Origin of the sequence: Billgrantia tianxiuensis, assembly GCF_009834345.1 — a bacterium.
Taxonomy (GTDB): Bacteria; Pseudomonadota; Gammaproteobacteria; order Pseudomonadales; family Halomonadaceae; genus Halomonas; species Halomonas tianxiuensis.
Map to the genome: position 1 here is coordinate 4,279,919 of NZ_CP035042.1, position 15,025 is coordinate 4,294,943.

General features: G+C 66.0%; 14 protein-coding genes and 2 pseudogenes. 9 read left to right on the forward strand and 7 right to left on the reverse strand.

Going from position 1 to position 15,025, the window contains the following annotated elements:
* From aroE to EKK97_RS19965, 5 genes are all read right to left on the reverse strand, one after another.
* The gene (aroE, locus tag EKK97_RS19945; RefSeq protein WP_159554608.1) at positions 1 to 813 is read right to left on the reverse strand and encodes a shikimate dehydrogenase; all 813 of its coding nucleotides are present in this window, start codon (positions 811 to 813) and stop codon (positions 1 to 3) included.
* Positions 810 to 1,739 carry an oxygen-dependent coproporphyrinogen oxidase gene (gene hemF, locus EKK97_RS19950; protein ID WP_159554610.1) on the reverse strand — a complete coding sequence of 310 codons (930 nt, stop codon included), beginning with the start codon at positions 1,737 to 1,739 and terminating at the stop codon, positions 810 to 812. Before hemF ends, aroE begins: the two co-directional genes overlap by 4 nt.
* Before the next feature lie 68 nt (positions 1,740 to 1,807).
* Positions 1,808 to 2,365, reverse strand: a complete 558-nt coding sequence (gene tsaC, locus EKK97_RS19955) for an L-threonylcarbamoyladenylate synthase type 1 TsaC (RefSeq protein WP_159554612.1) — start codon at positions 2,363 to 2,365, stop codon at positions 1,808 to 1,810.
* Between the two features lie 75 nt (positions 2,366 to 2,440).
* Positions 2,441 to 3,565, reverse strand: a complete 1,125-nt coding sequence (gene dprA / locus EKK97_RS19960) for a DNA-processing protein DprA (RefSeq protein WP_234286705.1) — start codon at positions 3,563 to 3,565, stop codon at positions 2,441 to 2,443.
* Complete coding sequence (locus EKK97_RS19965; RefSeq protein WP_159554614.1) at positions 3,562 to 4,428, reverse strand: peptidoglycan-binding protein; 867 nt, start codon at positions 4,426 to 4,428, stop codon at positions 3,562 to 3,564. The genes dprA and EKK97_RS19965 overlap by 4 nt, the downstream gene beginning before the upstream one ends.
* 179 nt (positions 4,429 to 4,607) lie before the next feature.
* On the opposite strand from EKK97_RS19965, the gene def reads away from it, so the two are divergent.
* The 7 genes and pseudogenes from def (at position 4,608) to EKK97_RS20000 (ending at position 12,128) form a co-directional block, all read left to right on the forward strand.
* Positions 4,608 to 5,120: a peptide deformylase gene (gene def / locus EKK97_RS19970; protein WP_159554617.1), complete on the forward strand. Its 513-nt coding sequence runs from the start codon at positions 4,608 to 4,610 to the stop codon at positions 5,118 to 5,120.
* Positions 5,121 to 5,227: 107 nt separating this feature from the next.
* Positions 5,228 to 6,078, forward strand: a pseudogene (gene fmt, locus EKK97_RS19975) (methionyl-tRNA formyltransferase); the annotation flags it as partial.
* 133 nt (positions 6,079 to 6,211) lie between these two features.
* A complete protein-coding gene (rsmB, locus tag EKK97_RS19980) occupies positions 6,212 to 7,561 on the forward strand; it encodes a 16S rRNA (cytosine(967)-C(5))-methyltransferase RsmB (RefSeq protein WP_159554619.1) in 1,350 nt (449 codons plus the stop codon).
* Between the two features lie 41 nt (positions 7,562 to 7,602).
* Entirely contained in the window at positions 7,603 to 7,809 is a 207-nt protein-coding gene (locus tag EKK97_RS19985) for a dodecin (RefSeq protein WP_159554621.1), read from the forward strand.
* Between the two features lie 111 nt (positions 7,810 to 7,920).
* Positions 7,921 to 9,293 (forward strand): annotated as a pseudogene (trkA, locus tag EKK97_RS19990) (Trk system potassium transporter TrkA).
* 43 nt (positions 9,294 to 9,336) lie between these two features.
* On the forward strand, positions 9,337 to 10,785 hold the full coding sequence (locus tag EKK97_RS19995) for a TrkH family potassium uptake protein (RefSeq protein ID WP_159554623.1): 1,449 nt from the start codon (positions 9,337 to 9,339) through the stop codon (positions 10,783 to 10,785).
* 98 nt (positions 10,786 to 10,883) lie between these two features.
* Positions 10,884 to 12,128: a TraB/GumN family protein gene (locus EKK97_RS20000; protein WP_159554625.1), complete on the forward strand. Its 1,245-nt coding sequence runs from the start codon at positions 10,884 to 10,886 to the stop codon at positions 12,126 to 12,128.
* Here the strand turns inward: EKK97_RS20000 and EKK97_RS20005 are convergent.
* Positions 12,125 to 12,574, reverse strand: coding sequence for a transcriptional regulator (locus tag EKK97_RS20005; protein ID WP_159554627.1), 450 nt, complete (start codon positions 12,572 to 12,574; stop codon positions 12,125 to 12,127). The genes EKK97_RS20000 and EKK97_RS20005 overlap by 4 nt on opposite strands.
* A gap of 186 nt (positions 12,575 to 12,760) precedes the next feature.
* On the opposite strand from EKK97_RS20005, the gene EKK97_RS26195 reads away from it, so the two are divergent.
* Both EKK97_RS26195 and EKK97_RS20015 read left to right on the forward strand, forming a co-directional pair.
* The gene (locus EKK97_RS26195; RefSeq protein WP_159554629.1) at positions 12,761 to 12,976 is read left to right on the forward strand and encodes a hypothetical protein; all 216 of its coding nucleotides are present in this window, start codon (positions 12,761 to 12,763) and stop codon (positions 12,974 to 12,976) included.
* On the forward strand, positions 12,880 to 14,193 hold the full coding sequence (locus tag EKK97_RS20015) for a GGDEF domain-containing protein (RefSeq protein ID WP_236551297.1): 1,314 nt from the start codon (positions 12,880 to 12,882) through the stop codon (positions 14,191 to 14,193). Before EKK97_RS26195 ends, EKK97_RS20015 begins: the two co-directional genes overlap by 97 nt.
* Before the next feature lie 6 nt (positions 14,194 to 14,199).
* Here the strand turns inward: EKK97_RS20015 and EKK97_RS20020 are convergent, their stop codons facing one another.
* On the reverse strand, positions 14,200 to 15,024 hold the full coding sequence (locus tag EKK97_RS20020; protein ID WP_159554633.1) for a tRNA-uridine aminocarboxypropyltransferase: 825 nt from the start codon (positions 15,022 to 15,024) through the stop codon (positions 14,200 to 14,202).
* Position 15,025 lies beyond the last annotated feature (1 nt).

A 15,025-nucleotide genomic window follows, 5' to 3' on the forward strand; every position in this document is an offset into this window, starting at 1 on the left:
CTACAGAGAGCGGCGCAGCTCGGCCAGCACCGGCTCGGTATCGGGGCGCTTGCCGCGCCACTGGAAGAACGATTCGGCGGCCTGCTCCACCAGCATGCCCAGGCCATCGACGGTGCGGGCACCGCGGGCCTCGGCCCAACGCAGGAATACGGTAGGCTCGGCGCCATACATCATGTCATAGGCGGTGGCGCCGATCGCGAAGAGGTCGTCGGGTAGCGGCGGCAGATCGCCAGCCAGGCTGGCACTGGTGCCGTTGATCACCAGATCGAAGGGGCCTGACACCGCGTCGAAGCCACCGCCATGGACCTCACCCAGATCGGTGAAATCCTGTGCCAGCGCCGCGGCCTTGGCCGCGGTTCGGTTGGCGATCCGCACGCTCAGCGGCCCAGCCGCCAGCAGAGGTTCCAGCACGCCACGCACAGCCCCTCCGGCTCCCAGCACCAGGATACGAGCACCGGCCAGATTCACTCCGTGGCGTGCCAGGTCGCGCACCAGGCCGATGCCGTCGGTAGTATCGCCGTACGTAAGACCGTTCTTGCCCAGCACCAGCGTGTTCACCGCACCGGCCCGTTGGGCGCGCTGGCTCAGGGTGTCGCAGAGGCGAAAGGCCTCCTCCTTGAACGGCACGGTGACGTTGGAACCCCTCCCGCCTTCGGCCGTGAACCTGCGCCAGGCGCCGGTAAAGTCGTCAAGTGGCGCCGCGATGGCGGTATATTCCATTACCTCGCCCGTCTGCGCGGCGAAGGCGGCGTGGATCGCCGGCGACTTCGAGTGCGAGATGGGATTGCCAAAGACGCAGTAACGGTCGGTCATGAATCTTGTTCCTCTTCCCTCAGCCAGTCGCGGGGGCGCAGATACTCCTCGTACAGCACCTCTTCGGCGCTGCCCGGTTCGGGCGTCCAGCCATACTCCCAGCGCGCCAATGGCGGCATCGACATCAGGATCGATTCGGTGCGTCCACCGCTCTGCAGCCCGAACAGGGTGCCGCGGTCCCACACCAGATTGAATTCCACGTAGCGTCCGCGGCGGTAGAGCTGGAAGTCGCGCTCACGTTCGCTCCATGGCGTATCGCGCCGGCGCCGTACGATGGGAAGGTAGGCATCGAGAAAGGCATCTCCCACCGCACGCTGGAAGGCGAAGCTGGTGTCGAAATCCCACTCATTGAAGTCGTCGAAGAACAACCCACCCACACCGCGGGTCTCGTCGCGATGCTTCAGGTAGAAATACTCGTCGCACCACGCCTTGAAGCGCGGGTAGACCTCGGCGCCGAAGGGGGCGCAGGCGTCGCGGGCCACCCGGTGCCAGTGCACCACGTCCTCGCGTACCGGATAGTAGGGGGTGAGATCGAAGCCACCGCCGAACCACCACACCGGCGCTTCGCCCTCCTTCTCGGCAAGGAAGAAGCGCACATTTCCGTGGCTGGTCGGCACGTGGGGGTTCTCGGGATGCAGCACCCAGGAGACCCCCACCGCATGAAAGCCACGCCCGGCAAGCTGGGGCCGTGCCGCCGTGGCCGAGGGCGGCAGTTGGTCGCCGTAGACGTGGGAGAAATTGACCCCGCCTTTCTCGAATACCCGGCCGTGCTCGATCACCCGCGAGCGGCCACCCCCTCCCGCTTCGCGCTGCCAGCTCTCCTCGCGAAAGCCGGCACCGCCATCCTCCCCGGCCAGGCCGGCACACAGCCGGTCCTGGAGGTCGAGAAGATAGCTCTTCACCGTTTCGAGATTGGCTCGCGCCATGTCACTCCCCGCTCATGTCGCCGTTCATTGCCGAATGGCCAGGTACGGCCGTTCGGCAGCGTTACCGGTCAGGCGCGCAGCACCTGGCCGCTGATCAGATCACGAATGGTGCTGGGCTTGTCACGCCCGCCCAGCTCACCCTCGACGATGGCGTCGAGTTCATCGCCGAAGATCTCGCGGACCTCCGCGGCGCTCATGGCCGAGGGCTCGCTGGCCTTGTTGGCCGAGGTCGAAACGACCGGCCCACCGAAGGCCCGGCACAGAGCCGCCACGCCGGGATGAGCACTGACGCGCAGCGCCACGCAGTCGTGCGCGCCACGCACCAGCGGGTGGGTACGGCCATTGTCCGGGACCAGCCAGGTATTGGGGCCCGGCCAGCTGGCCACCAGCGGGGCATGCAGCTCCGGCGCCAACCCCTCGAGCCAGGGGCCGAACTGCTCGATGGATGCCGCCACCAGGATCAGCCCCTTGGCAGGGTCGCGTTCCTTTAGACGCAGCAAGTGCGCCACGGCCTCGTCGTTATCGGGGTCGCAGCCCAAGCCCCATACGCCCTCGGTAGGATAGGCAATCACGCCGCCGGCACGCAGCGCGGCAACGGCGGCATCGAGTGATTCGGCCACGGTCATGGCTCTCCTGCCTGCTGATTCGTCAATTAAGGGTGCCGTGACCTTGCCACGGCACCCCGTGAGAGGGTTGTCATGCTAGCACGCCTGGGCGTTCTCAGGCAGGCGTACCCAGCCGCCAGGCGCTTGAGCGGCACGCCCTTCGAGTTCGAGCTCCAGCAGCCGCCGCTGGCAATCGGGCACGCTCAGGCCAGTCAGGTTTACCAGCGCATCGAGCGGTGAGGGCGCGTCGCTGAGCCAGCGCAGCAGCGGATCGCCAACGTCATTCTCGTGATTCGCTCTCTCGACCGAGGCGAACGGGGCGACCGATACCGCCCACTGGCTCAGCTCCTCGAGCATGTCGTCGACATGACGCACCAGCACGGCACCTTCACGAATCAGCTTCAAACACCCCCTGGCCTGGGGATTGTGGATCGAGCCGGGCAGCGCAAAGACCTCGCGGTTTTGCTCCATGGCCAGCCGTGCGCTGACCAGTGAGCCGCTCTTCTCGGCGGCCTCCACCACCAGCACACCCAACGAAATGCCGGTGACGATGCGGTTGCGACGGGGAAAGAAACCCGCCCGCGCTCGAGTCCCAGGCGGATGCTCCGAGAGGATCAGCCCGCCTCGCTCGAGCAGTTGCTGGTAGAGGCGCGCATGGCGCGGTGGGTAGATCACGTCGACACCGCAGCCGAGTACCGCCACGCTGCGCCCGCCGGCCTCCAACGCGGCCTGCTGGGCCGCCCCGTCGACACCCAGCGCCAAGCCGCTGACGACGCACCAGTCGCGACTGGCCAGCTCGCGACCGAAAGCAGCGGCGTTGGCCAATCCCTCACGGGTGGGCCGGCGCGAGCCGACGATGGCAAGCTTGGGCGGCTGCAGGGCAGCCAGGTCGCCCAGAGCCCAAAGCATCGGCGGCGGATCGCCGATCTGCTCCAGCAGTGCCGGCCAGGCGGAGTGTCCCGGGTGGAGCAGATGGCGCCCGGGCGCAGCCGCCAGCCAGGCCAGGTCGGCTTCGACTGCCTGGAGCAATGGACTGTGGGCAGGATGGTCGAGCCACAGGCGCAGCATCGTCGCCGCCTGACGCGGCAGGCAACCCAACCACCCTTCGGGCCAGTCCGGGGTGGCAGCCACCATCTCGGCCAGCCGAGCCGTGCCCATGCCCGGCAGTCGTATCAGCGCCAGCCAGTCGCGCTGAGTCGGCATTCGCTGCGCGGTACTCATTGCAGAGCCACCCCGCGACGAGGATTGAGAATGCGATCGCCGACCTCCAGCGCGCGGCTCGCCTGCATCACCAGTCCATAGCTCATCTTCTCGTAGGACCGGAACACCATGATCAATCCGGCATCCGTGCCCGGCAGGCGCAGCGACTCACCGGTACGGGGGTCGATGACGCGTTCACCCTGCTGCTCGACCTCGAGTACATGCCCCGTTTCGAGACCGTCACGCCGGCCCCGGTCCAGCGCCACTACCTGCAGCCGGCCGATGAAGCGCACCCCGCCTGGTACAGCGAGGATGGTCCCGTCGACGTCGCGGTCCGGCGCACGGGGCATGAATTCGCTGATCGGTTCTCGCTCTTCCAGCGGCAGCAGGATATCGTCGTTGCGCACCTCTTGGCTGGCGGACAGGATCTCCATAACGGCGATATCGTTCATGCTACGCTCGGCACGGGCCTGGCCGATGCCGATCAGCTCGAGCCCCAGGATCTCGCCTGTCGCGGCATCGCTGTAACGGTCGCCAACGCGGTAAAGGCCGTAACGCTGCCCGTGCTGCAGCTCGCCGCGGGCGTAGATGCGGTCGCCGGGACCGCTGATGATACGCCGGTCATTACCGGCCACCACGTAGGCCAGCTCGTCCAGCGCCGCTGGGTCATCGACCACGCGGTGGTCGCGCAGGAAATGGCGTACGTTATCCAGTGGAATCGGCTCGATCGCCTCGCGTACCGGGACGCGCTGCACCTCGGGGGAAAGAGCCACGTCCCCCTGGGCCTGGGCCATGTTTGTCGTCATCAGCAGCACGAAGCCACCAAGCCAGGCCCGCCCTGCGTTCCGAGAGCTGCCCTGGCGCCGCTGCGCATTCCCCACCATCCCCACTCCCTTGTCCGAGATGTCCTACTCGGCACGCTTCACCCCACCGGGAACTGGCATGCCGTGTTATAGTCCAATGCTATCGAATTGATATGTGCGCCAGCGGTTTCACCCTGGCTTGCCACCCCCTAGAATAGGGGCAATTCCCGAATGACAGCATAAACGGTGGTTCCAACGCCATGGCCAAATTGACTATCCTCGAATTTCCCGACGAGCGGCTGCGCACCAAGGCAGCACCGGTCGAGACGGTTGATGACGAGGTGCGCCGGCTGGTCGATGACATGCTCGAAACCATGTACGACGCTTCCGGCATCGGGCTGGCCGCCACCCAGGTGGACGTTCACCGGCGCGTGATCGTCATGGATGTCAGCGAAGAGCGGGCCAGCCCCCTCGTGCTGATCAACCCCGAGTACACGCCCATCGGCGAAGAGCGCGAGCTGATGTCCGAGGGCTGCCTGTCGGTTCCCGAGTACTACGCCGAGGTGCCCCGCGCGCTCAAGGTCAATCTCAAGGCACTGGACCGCGACGGCAAGCCTTACGAACTCGAGGCCGACGGCCTGCTGGCCCACTGCATCCAGCATGAATGCGATCATCTCGAGGGCGTGCTGTTCGTCGACTATCTCTCGCCGCTCAAGCGCGATCGTGTGCTGAAAAAGATGCAGAAGCGCCACAAGCTGATGCAGTCCGCCTGATCCGCTCCGCGATACGCTTCAGAAGGCCGACGTCCTGCGTCGGCCTTCGTCGTTGTGGGCTGCCTCCGTTATGATGAGGGCAATCGTCCATTGGCAAGGCTCGAAACATGTCCCGATCTCTGCGCGTCATCTTCGCCGGCACTCCTGATTTTGCCGCGGCCAGTCTGAGAGCCCTGCTGGAGAGCCGGCATAAGGTCGTCGCCGTGTATACCCAGCCCGACCGCCCGGCCGGCAGGGGCCGCAAACTGACTGCCAGCCCCGTCAAATCGCTCGCCTCGAGCACGGGCTGCCGGTCCTGCAGCCCGAGACGCTGAAGAGCGCCGAGGTACAGGCCGAGCTGGCCGCCTTCGACGCCGACATCATGGTGGTGGTCGCCTACGGGCTGATTCTGCCGCAGGCAGTGCTCGACATCCCCCGGCTCGGCTGTCTCAACGTTCATGCCTCGCTGTTGCCACGCTGGCGTGGTGCCGCCCCGATCCAGCGTGCCATCGAGGCCGGCGACGGCGAGAGCGGCGTGACCATCATGCAGATGGACGCCGGGCTCGACACCGGTGACATGCTGCTGGTGAGACGCACGCCGATCACCGCTGCCACCACCGGCGGCGAGCTGCACGACACCCTGGCCGAACTCGGGGGCGAGGCTCTGGTCGAGGCACTGGATGCACTGGCAGGCGAGGGGCTTGCCGCCACGCCACAGCCGGTGGAGGGCGTGACCTATGCCGCCAAGCTCTCCAAGACCGAGGCCGAGCTGGATTTCTCCCGCCCCGCCGTCGAACTGGCCGCCAAGGTACGCGCCTTCAACCCCTGGCCGGTCGCCTGGTGCGTCTGCGGCGATGAGCGCCTGCGTCTGTTGATGGCCGAGGCGGCTCCACGCCACGAGGGCGAACCCGCCGTGGTACCGGGCACCCTGCTCGAGCCCGAAGCCGACGCCCTGCGCATCGCCTGCGGCCCGCAGGGCAACGAAGTGCTGCGCGTGACGCGCGCTCAGTTGCCAGGCGGCAAGCCACTGCCGGCCGCGACCTGCTCAATGCCCGCAGCGAGCGCCTGCGAGCCGGCAGCCGTCTGGGCAGTGCGAACGAGGAGAGCGTCTGATGCATCGTTCCACCCCTTCCACCCGTGCCGGCAAGAGCGTCCAGGACGGCGGTCAGGCGGTGCGCGCCAGCGCCGCACGTGCCCTGGTGCCCGTCATCACCGGCAAGGGATCGCTCAGCGAGCTGGACGATCACCAGGTGGTGATACGCGACAGGGCACTGTTCAAGGCGATGTGCTACGGCGTGTGTCGCACTCTGCCGCGCCTCGAGGCACTGGCCGAGCGACTGCTGAAAAGCCCGTTCAAGGCCCGCGACGCCGACGTCCAAGCCCTGCTGCTGCTGGGCATTTACCAATTGCTCTACCTGCGCATCCCGGCGCACGCCGCCGTGGGCGAAACCGCCGGCGCCGCCCGCCTGCTAGGCAAGGAGTGGGCCACTCGGGTACTCAACGGCTGCCTGCGCCGGCTGACCCGCGAGTCCACCGCACTGCAGGCCGAGGTCGATCAGGATCCCGCCGTAGCGCTGCTACATCCGCGCTGGTTGCTCAAGGCCCTGCGCCAGGCCTGGCCCGACGACTGGCGAGCCATTGCCGAGGCAAACAACCAGCCCGGCCCCATGACCCTGCGCATCAATCGCCGGCACGGCGACCGCGAAGCCTACCTGGCCAGGCTTCAGGTCAGCGGTATCGAAGCACGCCTGTGTGCACACTCTCCCGATGGGCTGGTACTGGAGAAACCCTGCGACGTCCAGGCGCTACCCGGTTTCGCCGAGGGTGACGTCAGCGTGCAGGACGAAGCCGCACAGCTCGCCGCCGAGCTGCTCGGGCCGGCGCTGGCACCACGCCCCGGCGGTCGCGTGCTGGATGCCTGCTGCGCCCCCGGCGGCAAGACGGCTCATCTACTCGAGCTGTTCGACATCGAGCTGCTGGCACTCGACAGCGATGCCGTACGCCTGGCCCGGGTCGAGGAGACGCTCGAGCGCCTCGGCCTTTCGGCCACGCTGGCGCACGCCGACGCCACACAGCGCGACTGGTGGGACGGCACGCCGTTCGATGCCATTCTGCTCGACGCCCCCTGCTCCGGCACCGGCGTGATTCGACGCCATCCCGATATCAAGCGCCTGCGGCGTTCCTCCGACATCCCCAGGCTGGCCGAGCTGCAAGCACGCCTGCTCGATAATCTGTGGCCACTGCTGCGTCCGGGCGGCACGCTGCTCTATGCGACCTGCTCGGTGCTGCGCGAGGAAAACGACGAGCAGGTGCGCGCCTTCCTCGAGCGCACCGGCAACGCCGAGGTCACTACACCCGAGGAAGTGAACTGGGGACGTTTGACCGGACCAGGACGACAACTGTTACCGGAACCCGAGAGTCATGACGGCTTCTTTTATGCCAGACTGAGGAAGCTGGGCTGAACCGGCCCCGCCATCTTCGATCACTTGAGCAAGGAGCCCCCATGAGCGACCACGTCTACAAGCACATCGAACTGACCGGCTCTTCGGAGAAAGGCATCGAGGACGCCATCCAGCGCGCCCTCGACAAGGCTTCCCAATCCCTTCACGGCATGCGTTGGTTCGAGGTCGTGGATACCCGCGGACACATCGAGAATGGCCGCGTCGGCCATTGGCAGGTCACGCTCAAGGTGGGCTTCACCCTCGACTGACAACGGCCTTGCCGCGTGAACCTGTTACATCACCTTCGGCTGGTTTATGCTAGCCACGGATGCTGCGGCGCCATATCGGCGTCGCAGAGTCGTTTGAAGGCCCGATAGCATATGAAAATCATCATCCTGGGCGCCGGCCAGGTCGGCGGCACGCTGGCCGAGCATCTGGCCCGTGAGGAGAATGACATCACCGTCGTGGATGTCGACGGCGAGCGTCTGCGCGAGCTGCACACCCGCCTCGATATCCGCACCGTGACCGGCCCCGCCTCCTTTCCGGTGGTACTGCGTCAGGCCGGCTGCGAAGACGCCGACATGCTAATCGCGGTGACCAGCCAGGACGAAGTCAACATGATCGCCTGTCAGGTCGCCCACACCCTGTTCCGCACGCCGACCAAGATCGCCCGAGTCCGCGCCACCGCCTACCTGACCCGCAAGGGGCTGTTCGCCCACGACGCGGTGCCCATCGACGTGCTCATCAGCCCGAACAGGTGGTCACCGACCACATCCGCCGCCTGATCGAGCATCCCGGCGCGTTGCAGGTGCTGGAGTTCGCCGGCGGCCTGGTGCAGTTGGTAGCGGTCAAGGCCTACTACGGCGGCCCGTTGGTCGGCCAGGACCTCGGTTTCCTGCGCCGCCACATGCCCAGCGTCGACACCCGGGTGGCGGCCATCTACCGCCGTAACCGCCCGATCATTCCCCGCGGCGACACCGTGATCGAGGCCGATGACGAGGTATTCTTCATTGCGGCCCGGCGCGACATCCGCGCGGTGATGAGCGAGCTGCGCCGGGTCGACCGGGATTTTCGCCGGGTGGTGATCGCCGGTGGCGGCAACATCGGCGAGCGACTCGCCGAACATCTCGAGCACAGCCACCAGGTCAAGATCATCGAGCACGGCCTGGAGCGCTGCACCGTCCTCTCCGAGCGTCTCAACCGCACCGTGGTTCTGCACGGCAGCGCAACCAACAAGCGCCTGCTGGAGGAGGAGAACATCGAGGAGTGCGACATCTTCTGTGCGCTGACCAACGACGACGAGGTCAACATCATGTCGTCGATGCTGGCCAAGCGGATGGGCGCCAAGAAGGTGCTGACACTGATCAACAACGCCGCCTACGTCGATCTGGTCCAGGGCGGCGAGATCGACATCGCCATCTCACCGCAGCAGGCCACCATCGGCAGCCTGCTGACCCACGTGCGCCGTGGCGACATCGTCAACGTGCACTCGCTGCGCCGTGGCGCGGCGGAGGCGATCGAGGCAATTGCCCACGGCGACACGCAATCGTCCAAGGTGGTGGGGCGCGCCATCGGTGAGATCGACCTGCCCCGCGGCACCACCATCGGCGCCATCGTGCGCGGCAAGGAGGTGCTGATCGCCCACGATGACGTGGTGGTGGAAACCGGCGACCACCTGATCCTGTTCGTGATCGACAAGCGGCGTATTCGCGACGTCGAGCGACTGTTCCAGGTCGGCCTGACCTTCTTCTGATGCTTGGTCACATGACACTTCGCGACGCAAGGAACGCCGCCCGATGAGCCTGCGAGTCATCCTGCGCATCCTCGGTCTACTGCTGATGATGTTCAGTCTGACCATGCTGCCCCCGATCCTGATCTCGCTGCTGTTCGGCGACGAGCAGTGGCAGGCGTTCACCATCGCCATCCTGATCACCGTGCTGACCGGCCTGGTGATCTATCTGCCCAACCGCAACGCCCACAAGGAGTTGCGCATTCGCGACGGCTTCCTCATCGCCGCGCTGTTCTGGAGCGTCCTGGGCCTGTTCGGTTCGCTGCCGCTGATGTTGACCGGCGATGCCGCGCTGGCTCCCACCGATGCGGTATTCGAATCGTTCTCGGGGCTGACCACCACCGGCGCCACCGTGATCACCGGCATCGACTTCCTGCCCGAGTCGGTACTCTACTACCGCCAGCAGCTGCAGTGGCTCGGCGGCATGGGGATCGTGGTGCTGGCAGTGGCCATCCTGCCGACGCTGGGGGTCGGCGGCATGGCGCTCTATCGCACCGAGATCCCGGGACCGCTGAAGGACTCCAAGCTGACCCCGCGCATCACCGAAACGGCCAAGGCGCTGTGGTACATCTATGCGGCGCTGACACTGACTTGCTTCCTGGCCTACATGGTCGCCGGCATGAACTGGTTCGATGCTCTCGGGCACAGTTTTTCCACCGTCGCCATCGGTGGTTTTTCCACCTACGACGCCAGCATCGGCCACTTCGACAGCGCCCTGATCGAGCTGATCTGCGTCTTCTTCCTGATCATCTCGGCCATGAGTTTCAGCCTTCACTTCCTGGCCTGGCGCGGCAGGCAACTCGGCCACTACCTGCACGACCCCGAGGCACGTTTCCTGCTGATCTTCCTCGCCGGGCTCGTCGTCATCGCCGTGGTCTCGCTATGGCTGACCGGTACCCACGACACCGAGTTCGGTCTACGCCATGGGCTATTTCAGGCGGTCTCGATCGCCACCACCGCCGGCTTCGGCGTGGACGACTTCTCGGCCTGGCCAGGGGCGCTGCCCTTCCTGCTGTTCATGGCCGCGTTCGTCGGGGGCTGCTCCGGCTCCACCGGTGGCGGCATGAAAGTGATCCGTATCATCCTGATCATAAAGCAGGGCATGCGCGAGGTAATGCGCCTCATCCACCCCAGCGCGGTGATCGCGGTGAAGGTGGGCAAGATGAGCGTACCCGACGGCATCGCCCAGGCGGTATGGGGCTTCTTCTCGGCCTACCTGATGCTGTTCTTCCTGATGCTGGTGGGCGTCATGGCCACCGGTGTCGACCAGGTCACCGCCTGGTCGACGGTCGCCTCCTGCCTGAACAACCTGGGCCCCGCCCTGGGTGAAGCGGCCGCCCACTACGGTGACCTGCCCGCCGCGGCCAAATGGATCCTGGTGGTGGCGATGCTGCTCGGCCGTCTGGAGATCTTCACCGTGCTGGTACTGTTTACGCCTGCCTTCTGGCGCAAGTAGTGGAAGCCACGGTAAAGCGCTGACGAACGCTTCGGGTTTGGCCCGTCAGCGGGCTTCGTGGATAATCGAACTCTTCACTCCTTGCGACCCGAGCGTTCATGACCGACTCCCAGGATTCCGTGACCGACCCCCGCCAGGAAGGCGCCTTCAGCGGCCCCCATCGCGTCGTCGAGGTGGGCGGCAGCCGCTATACCCTGCTGGGCACCGCACATGTCTCTGCCGAAAGCGCCGAAGACGTGCGCCGGATGATTCGCTCCGGTGAATTCGATGCCGTCGCCATCGAGCTGTGCGATGCGCGCCACCACAACCTCAGCAACCCGGACGCCCTGGCCCAGCAGGACCTGTTCGAGATCTTCCGCCAGGGCAAGGCCGGCATGGTTGCCGCCAACCTGGCGCTGGGCGCCTTCCAGCAGCGCGTCGCCGAGCAGTCCGGCATCGAACCGGGGGCCGAGATGCGTGCCGCCCTGGAGGAAGCGCGGGCACACGAGCTGCCGCTGCTGCTGATCGACCGCGACGTGGGCGTCACGCTCAAGCGTATCTACCGCAACGTGCCGTGGTGGCAGCGTATGTCGCTGTTCACCGGCCTGCTCGGCAGCGTGATGTCGCGCCAGGAGATCAAGCCCGAAGAGATCGAGCGACTCAAGGAAGGGGACGTGCTGGAATCGACCTTCAGCGAGTTCGCCGCCGAATCGGAAGCGCTCTATGTCCCGCTGATCTCGGAACGCGATCGCTACATGGTGTTGCGTCTGGCGGAGCAGGCGCCTCCCGGGCGCTACCGCAACGTGCTGGTAGTGATCGGTGCCGGGCACATGAAGGGTATGGTCGAGCACTTCGACGCCCCCCTGCCCGCCGAGCCGGAAGTGGAACGTCGAGCCCTGGAAGCCACGCCGCCACCCTCGAAACTGTGGCGCGCCCTGCCATGGCTGATCACGGCACTGGTGTTGACCGGGTTCGCCATTGGCTTCTCGCGCAACACCGAACTCGGTTGGCAACTGGTCGCAGAGTGGTTTCTGATCAACGGTGTGCTCTCGGGGCTCGCCACACTGATCGCCCTGGCCCACCCGGTCACCGTCGTGGCCACCATGTTCGCCGCACCGCTGACCTCGCTCAACCCCACCATCGGCGCCGGCTTCGTGGCCGCCGGGGTCGAACTATGGATGCGCAAACCCAAGGTGCAGGATTTCTCGATGCTGCGCCACGATGTCACCGAGCTGAAGGGCTGGTGGCGCAACCGCGTCTCGCGCACGCTGCTGGTGTTCCTGTTCGCTACCCTGGGTTCCGCCGCCGGCACTTGGGTGGCAGGCTTCCGCATCGCCGGAGCATTGTTGGGGAGCGGAGGCTAGCCGCCTCCTTCCTCGTCGCGCTTCACCGCATAGCTGGCCCGGCGCTCTTCCGAGTCGCTCCGTTCCGCGAGGGAGAACGCTTCGATGATCTGGGCCACCACCTTGCGCTGTTCCACCGGCAGGGCCAGGTAGCGCCGCAGCACGCGGCGCTCTTCGGCGCTGATCGGCATCTCCCAATCACCGCGCGTCTCGCCTATCCGGCTCTTGCCGTCATCGCCAAAGCGCAACGCCTGCGGCTCGACTCCCAGCCATTCAGCCAGCACCTGTAATTTTTCCTGCTGAGGCAGGGTCTCGCCGCATAGCCAACGCCGTACACCCTGCAGCGTGACGGGCTTTCCCCAGTAGCGCAGGTTGAATTCGCGCTCCAGCACGGCTGGCCGCGGCTCGTAGCCGGCAGCGCGCATGGCGGCGGCTAACCGTTCGGCAAACGCAATCTTCTCATTCATCGGCCAAATGTGCCGCGCGCGCCATCTCCACAGTTAAACCTCAGGTTGCTTTTAAACGACAACAAATGGTTTACTTTCTTCACGTCAGGGTACCCTCTGGACCATGCCGACCGTCCGGATGACATGGCACGCAACAGGAGGGACGGCAGCCAACCTTGGCTGCCGTAACACACAACAGGAAATCCCATGCCGGACTCGCTTGATAAGGAACTCGATGCGAGCGTCTGCCCGACGGTGCCGCCCACTGGCGCCGCGGTACAGCCGCATGGCTGTCTCATTGCTTTCGACAACAACTGGCAGGGCGTGTGCCTGGCCAGCAGCAACCTGCCCCGTTTCTTCGGACTATCCCCACCGAGGCGCTTGGCCGTTCGCCCGAACAGGTGCTGGGCGCCGATACCGTAACGGCCCTGGCCCGGGCATTGGCCAGGGGATCGCCCGGTATCACGGCCCTCTTCGGGCGCGGGAACGGCACCTCGCAGCGGCTCTATCTCTCTCTCCACGCGACAGGGCGACACGTGATCCTGGAAGTCGAGCCGCAGCAGGAGGAGGCAGGCCACGACCTGCCGGGGCTCGGCTACACATGGGGAACGCGCATCGCCCGTGCCAGCAGCACAAGTGAGCTCTACGCCCAGCTCCTGCAGGCTCTCCAGGTGTTGACCGGCTTCGAATCCTGCACCCTGCTTGGCCACGACAACGACGGCCGCGACCCGCACCTGGAGCAACAGGGTATTCCCATCGAATCCTTTCCCTGCACCGTGGATCGCAGTGCCCGCGTACCGCTCATGCTGATCGATGGCCAGGCGAAGCCAGCCGAGCTGGTCGGTTCGCCCGGCTCGCTTCCCGACCTGTCCGGCTGCCCGCTATGTTTGCCGCCGCCGAAGCTGCGCGACTGGCTGAGCGGCCGGCAGGCCCGTGCGGCGCTCATCCTAGATTTGTATGAGGCCACCCCGGGGCGCAGCCTGGTGGTATGTCGGGATCGCCAGCCGCGTCATCTGGCACCGCCCTTGCGACACCTGCTGCTTCAGCTCACCCAGGTGGCCACGCTACGCCGGGCGCTGCTGCACGAAAAGCAGCAGACCCAGCACCGTTACCGCCTGCTGCATGAGCGCAACACCCGGCTTCAACGGCTCGCCTACACCGACCCGCTGACGCAGGTGGCCAATCGTCACCGTATCGAACAGGTGCTCGAGACCGAGCTGGCGGCGGCCAGTCGGAATGGCAGCCCCTTGGCAGTATTGCTGTTCGACGTCGATCGCTTCAAATCGATCAACGATGCCTATGGGCATGAGGTAGGCGATCGGGTACTGCATCGAGTAGCCCAGGAGGCCCAGTCACATCTGCGCAACAGCGATTATCTCGGGCGCTGGGGCGGCGAAGAATTCATTGCCGTGGTGCCCGGCTGCGATCTAACCCAGGCACAGGAATTGGCCTGGCGCGTGTGTCGCGCCCTTGCCCAGAGCCCTATCGAGCCCGTGGGTCAGGTTACCGCCAGCTTCGGTGTCGCTGCTTGCCAGTCCGGCGATAGCTGCAGGCGGCTGGTACGGCGTGCCGACCTGGCGATGTATCGGGCCAAGCGGGCGGGACGCGCCTGCGTGCGAACGCCGGAGATCGGTGCCTAGCAGCCATCATTGCCCACGATATGACAGCAGTCGACGCATCGCCGGCGTCGGCTGCTCGATCTTCTCGTAGCGCCGGCTGGCGGCATAGCTGACGTTGAAGGCATCGAAATAGTCGTCCAGCACCTGGGCCGCTGCGGCATCGCCACTCTGGCGCAGCAGTTCGGCGGCAACCTCGGCGGTGCACAGATGGGCTCGGGAGGCCGGCTTGCGCAACTGGTAGCGAGTCAGCCGCGAGGTGGCCAGCGGCAGCACCGGTAGCCGGTCGAGGTAGGGGCTCTTGCGAAAGATGCGTCGCGCCTGACGCCAGGTGCCGTCGAGCAGGATGAATACCGGCGTCTTGCCGCTGGCCTTGGCCTCGCCGACGGCGCCCATTCCCACCACGCGGTCGGCATAGTCGGGCTGGTCGTCGGGAAAGATCACGAAAGGGGAGAAGCACGGGTCGTCGAGCAGCGCCAGCAGGCGCTCGTCCGGCGTCGTGCGATACCAGGTGAAGACCTCGGTTTCCGGCAGCACGTCACGGATCAGACGTCCGGTATTGGTCGGCTTGAGGTGCTCGAGCGGATGCGTGATCAGCCAAACCCGCGACTCGCTCCCGGCGTTGACTCGATAGGGACAAAGACAGTTGAGCACCGGAAGGTTACAGCCGAGGCAGCGCTCGGTGAAACTGCCGCGCGCCTTGAACTCACGCCGCGGCGGGCGTGGATGACCTGTACCGGGGTCACGAACGAGGCCGGTAGCGGGGTCATGAGAAAGCCCGGGAGCGGGCTCCTGACCCAATCCGGCGGTGGAGTCACGCTCGGCAAGGTCGGCCTGGCCAGTCTCATCCAACATC

What these genes read in the sequence shown, in the direction of transcription:
- aroE (WP_159554608.1), bottom strand. Translation starts at nt 813, where the DNA reads ATGACCGACCGTTACTGCGTCTTTGGCAATCCCATCTCGCACTCGAAG.
- EKK97_RS20005 (WP_159554627.1), bottom strand. Translation starts at nt 12,574, where the DNA reads ATGAATGAGAAGATTGCGTTTGCCGAACGGTTAGCCGCCGCCATGCGC.
- hemF (WP_159554610.1), bottom strand. Translation starts at nt 1,739, where the DNA reads ATGGCGCGAGCCAATCTCGAAACGGTGAAGAGCTATCTTCTCGACCTC.
- rsmB (WP_159554619.1), top strand. Translation starts at nt 6,212, where the DNA reads ATGCATCGTTCCACCCCTTCCACCCGTGCCGGCAAGAGCGTCCAGGAC.
- tsaC (WP_159554612.1), bottom strand. Translation starts at nt 2,365, where the DNA reads ATGACCGTGGCCGAATCACTCGATGCCGCCGTTGCCGCGCTGCGTGCC.
- EKK97_RS20020 (WP_159554633.1), bottom strand. Translation starts at nt 15,024, where the DNA reads ATGTTGGATGAGACTGGCCAGGCCGACCTTGCCGAGCGTGACTCCACC.
- EKK97_RS19985 (WP_159554621.1), top strand. Translation starts at nt 7,603, where the DNA reads ATGAGCGACCACGTCTACAAGCACATCGAACTGACCGGCTCTTCGGAG.
- EKK97_RS26195 (WP_159554629.1), top strand. Translation starts at nt 12,761, where the DNA reads ATGCCGGACTCGCTTGATAAGGAACTCGATGCGAGCGTCTGCCCGACG.
- EKK97_RS19965 (WP_159554614.1), bottom strand. Translation starts at nt 4,428, where the DNA reads ATGGTGGGGAATGCGCAGCGGCGCCAGGGCAGCTCTCGGAACGCAGGG.
- dprA (WP_234286705.1), bottom strand. Translation starts at nt 3,565, where the DNA reads ATGAGTACCGCGCAGCGAATGCCGACTCAGCGCGACTGGCTGGCGCTG.
- EKK97_RS19995 (WP_159554623.1), top strand. Translation starts at nt 9,337, where the DNA reads ATGAGCCTGCGAGTCATCCTGCGCATCCTCGGTCTACTGCTGATGATG.
- EKK97_RS20000 (WP_159554625.1), top strand. Translation starts at nt 10,884, where the DNA reads ATGACCGACTCCCAGGATTCCGTGACCGACCCCCGCCAGGAAGGCGCC.
- def (WP_159554617.1), top strand. Translation starts at nt 4,608, where the DNA reads ATGGCCAAATTGACTATCCTCGAATTTCCCGACGAGCGGCTGCGCACC.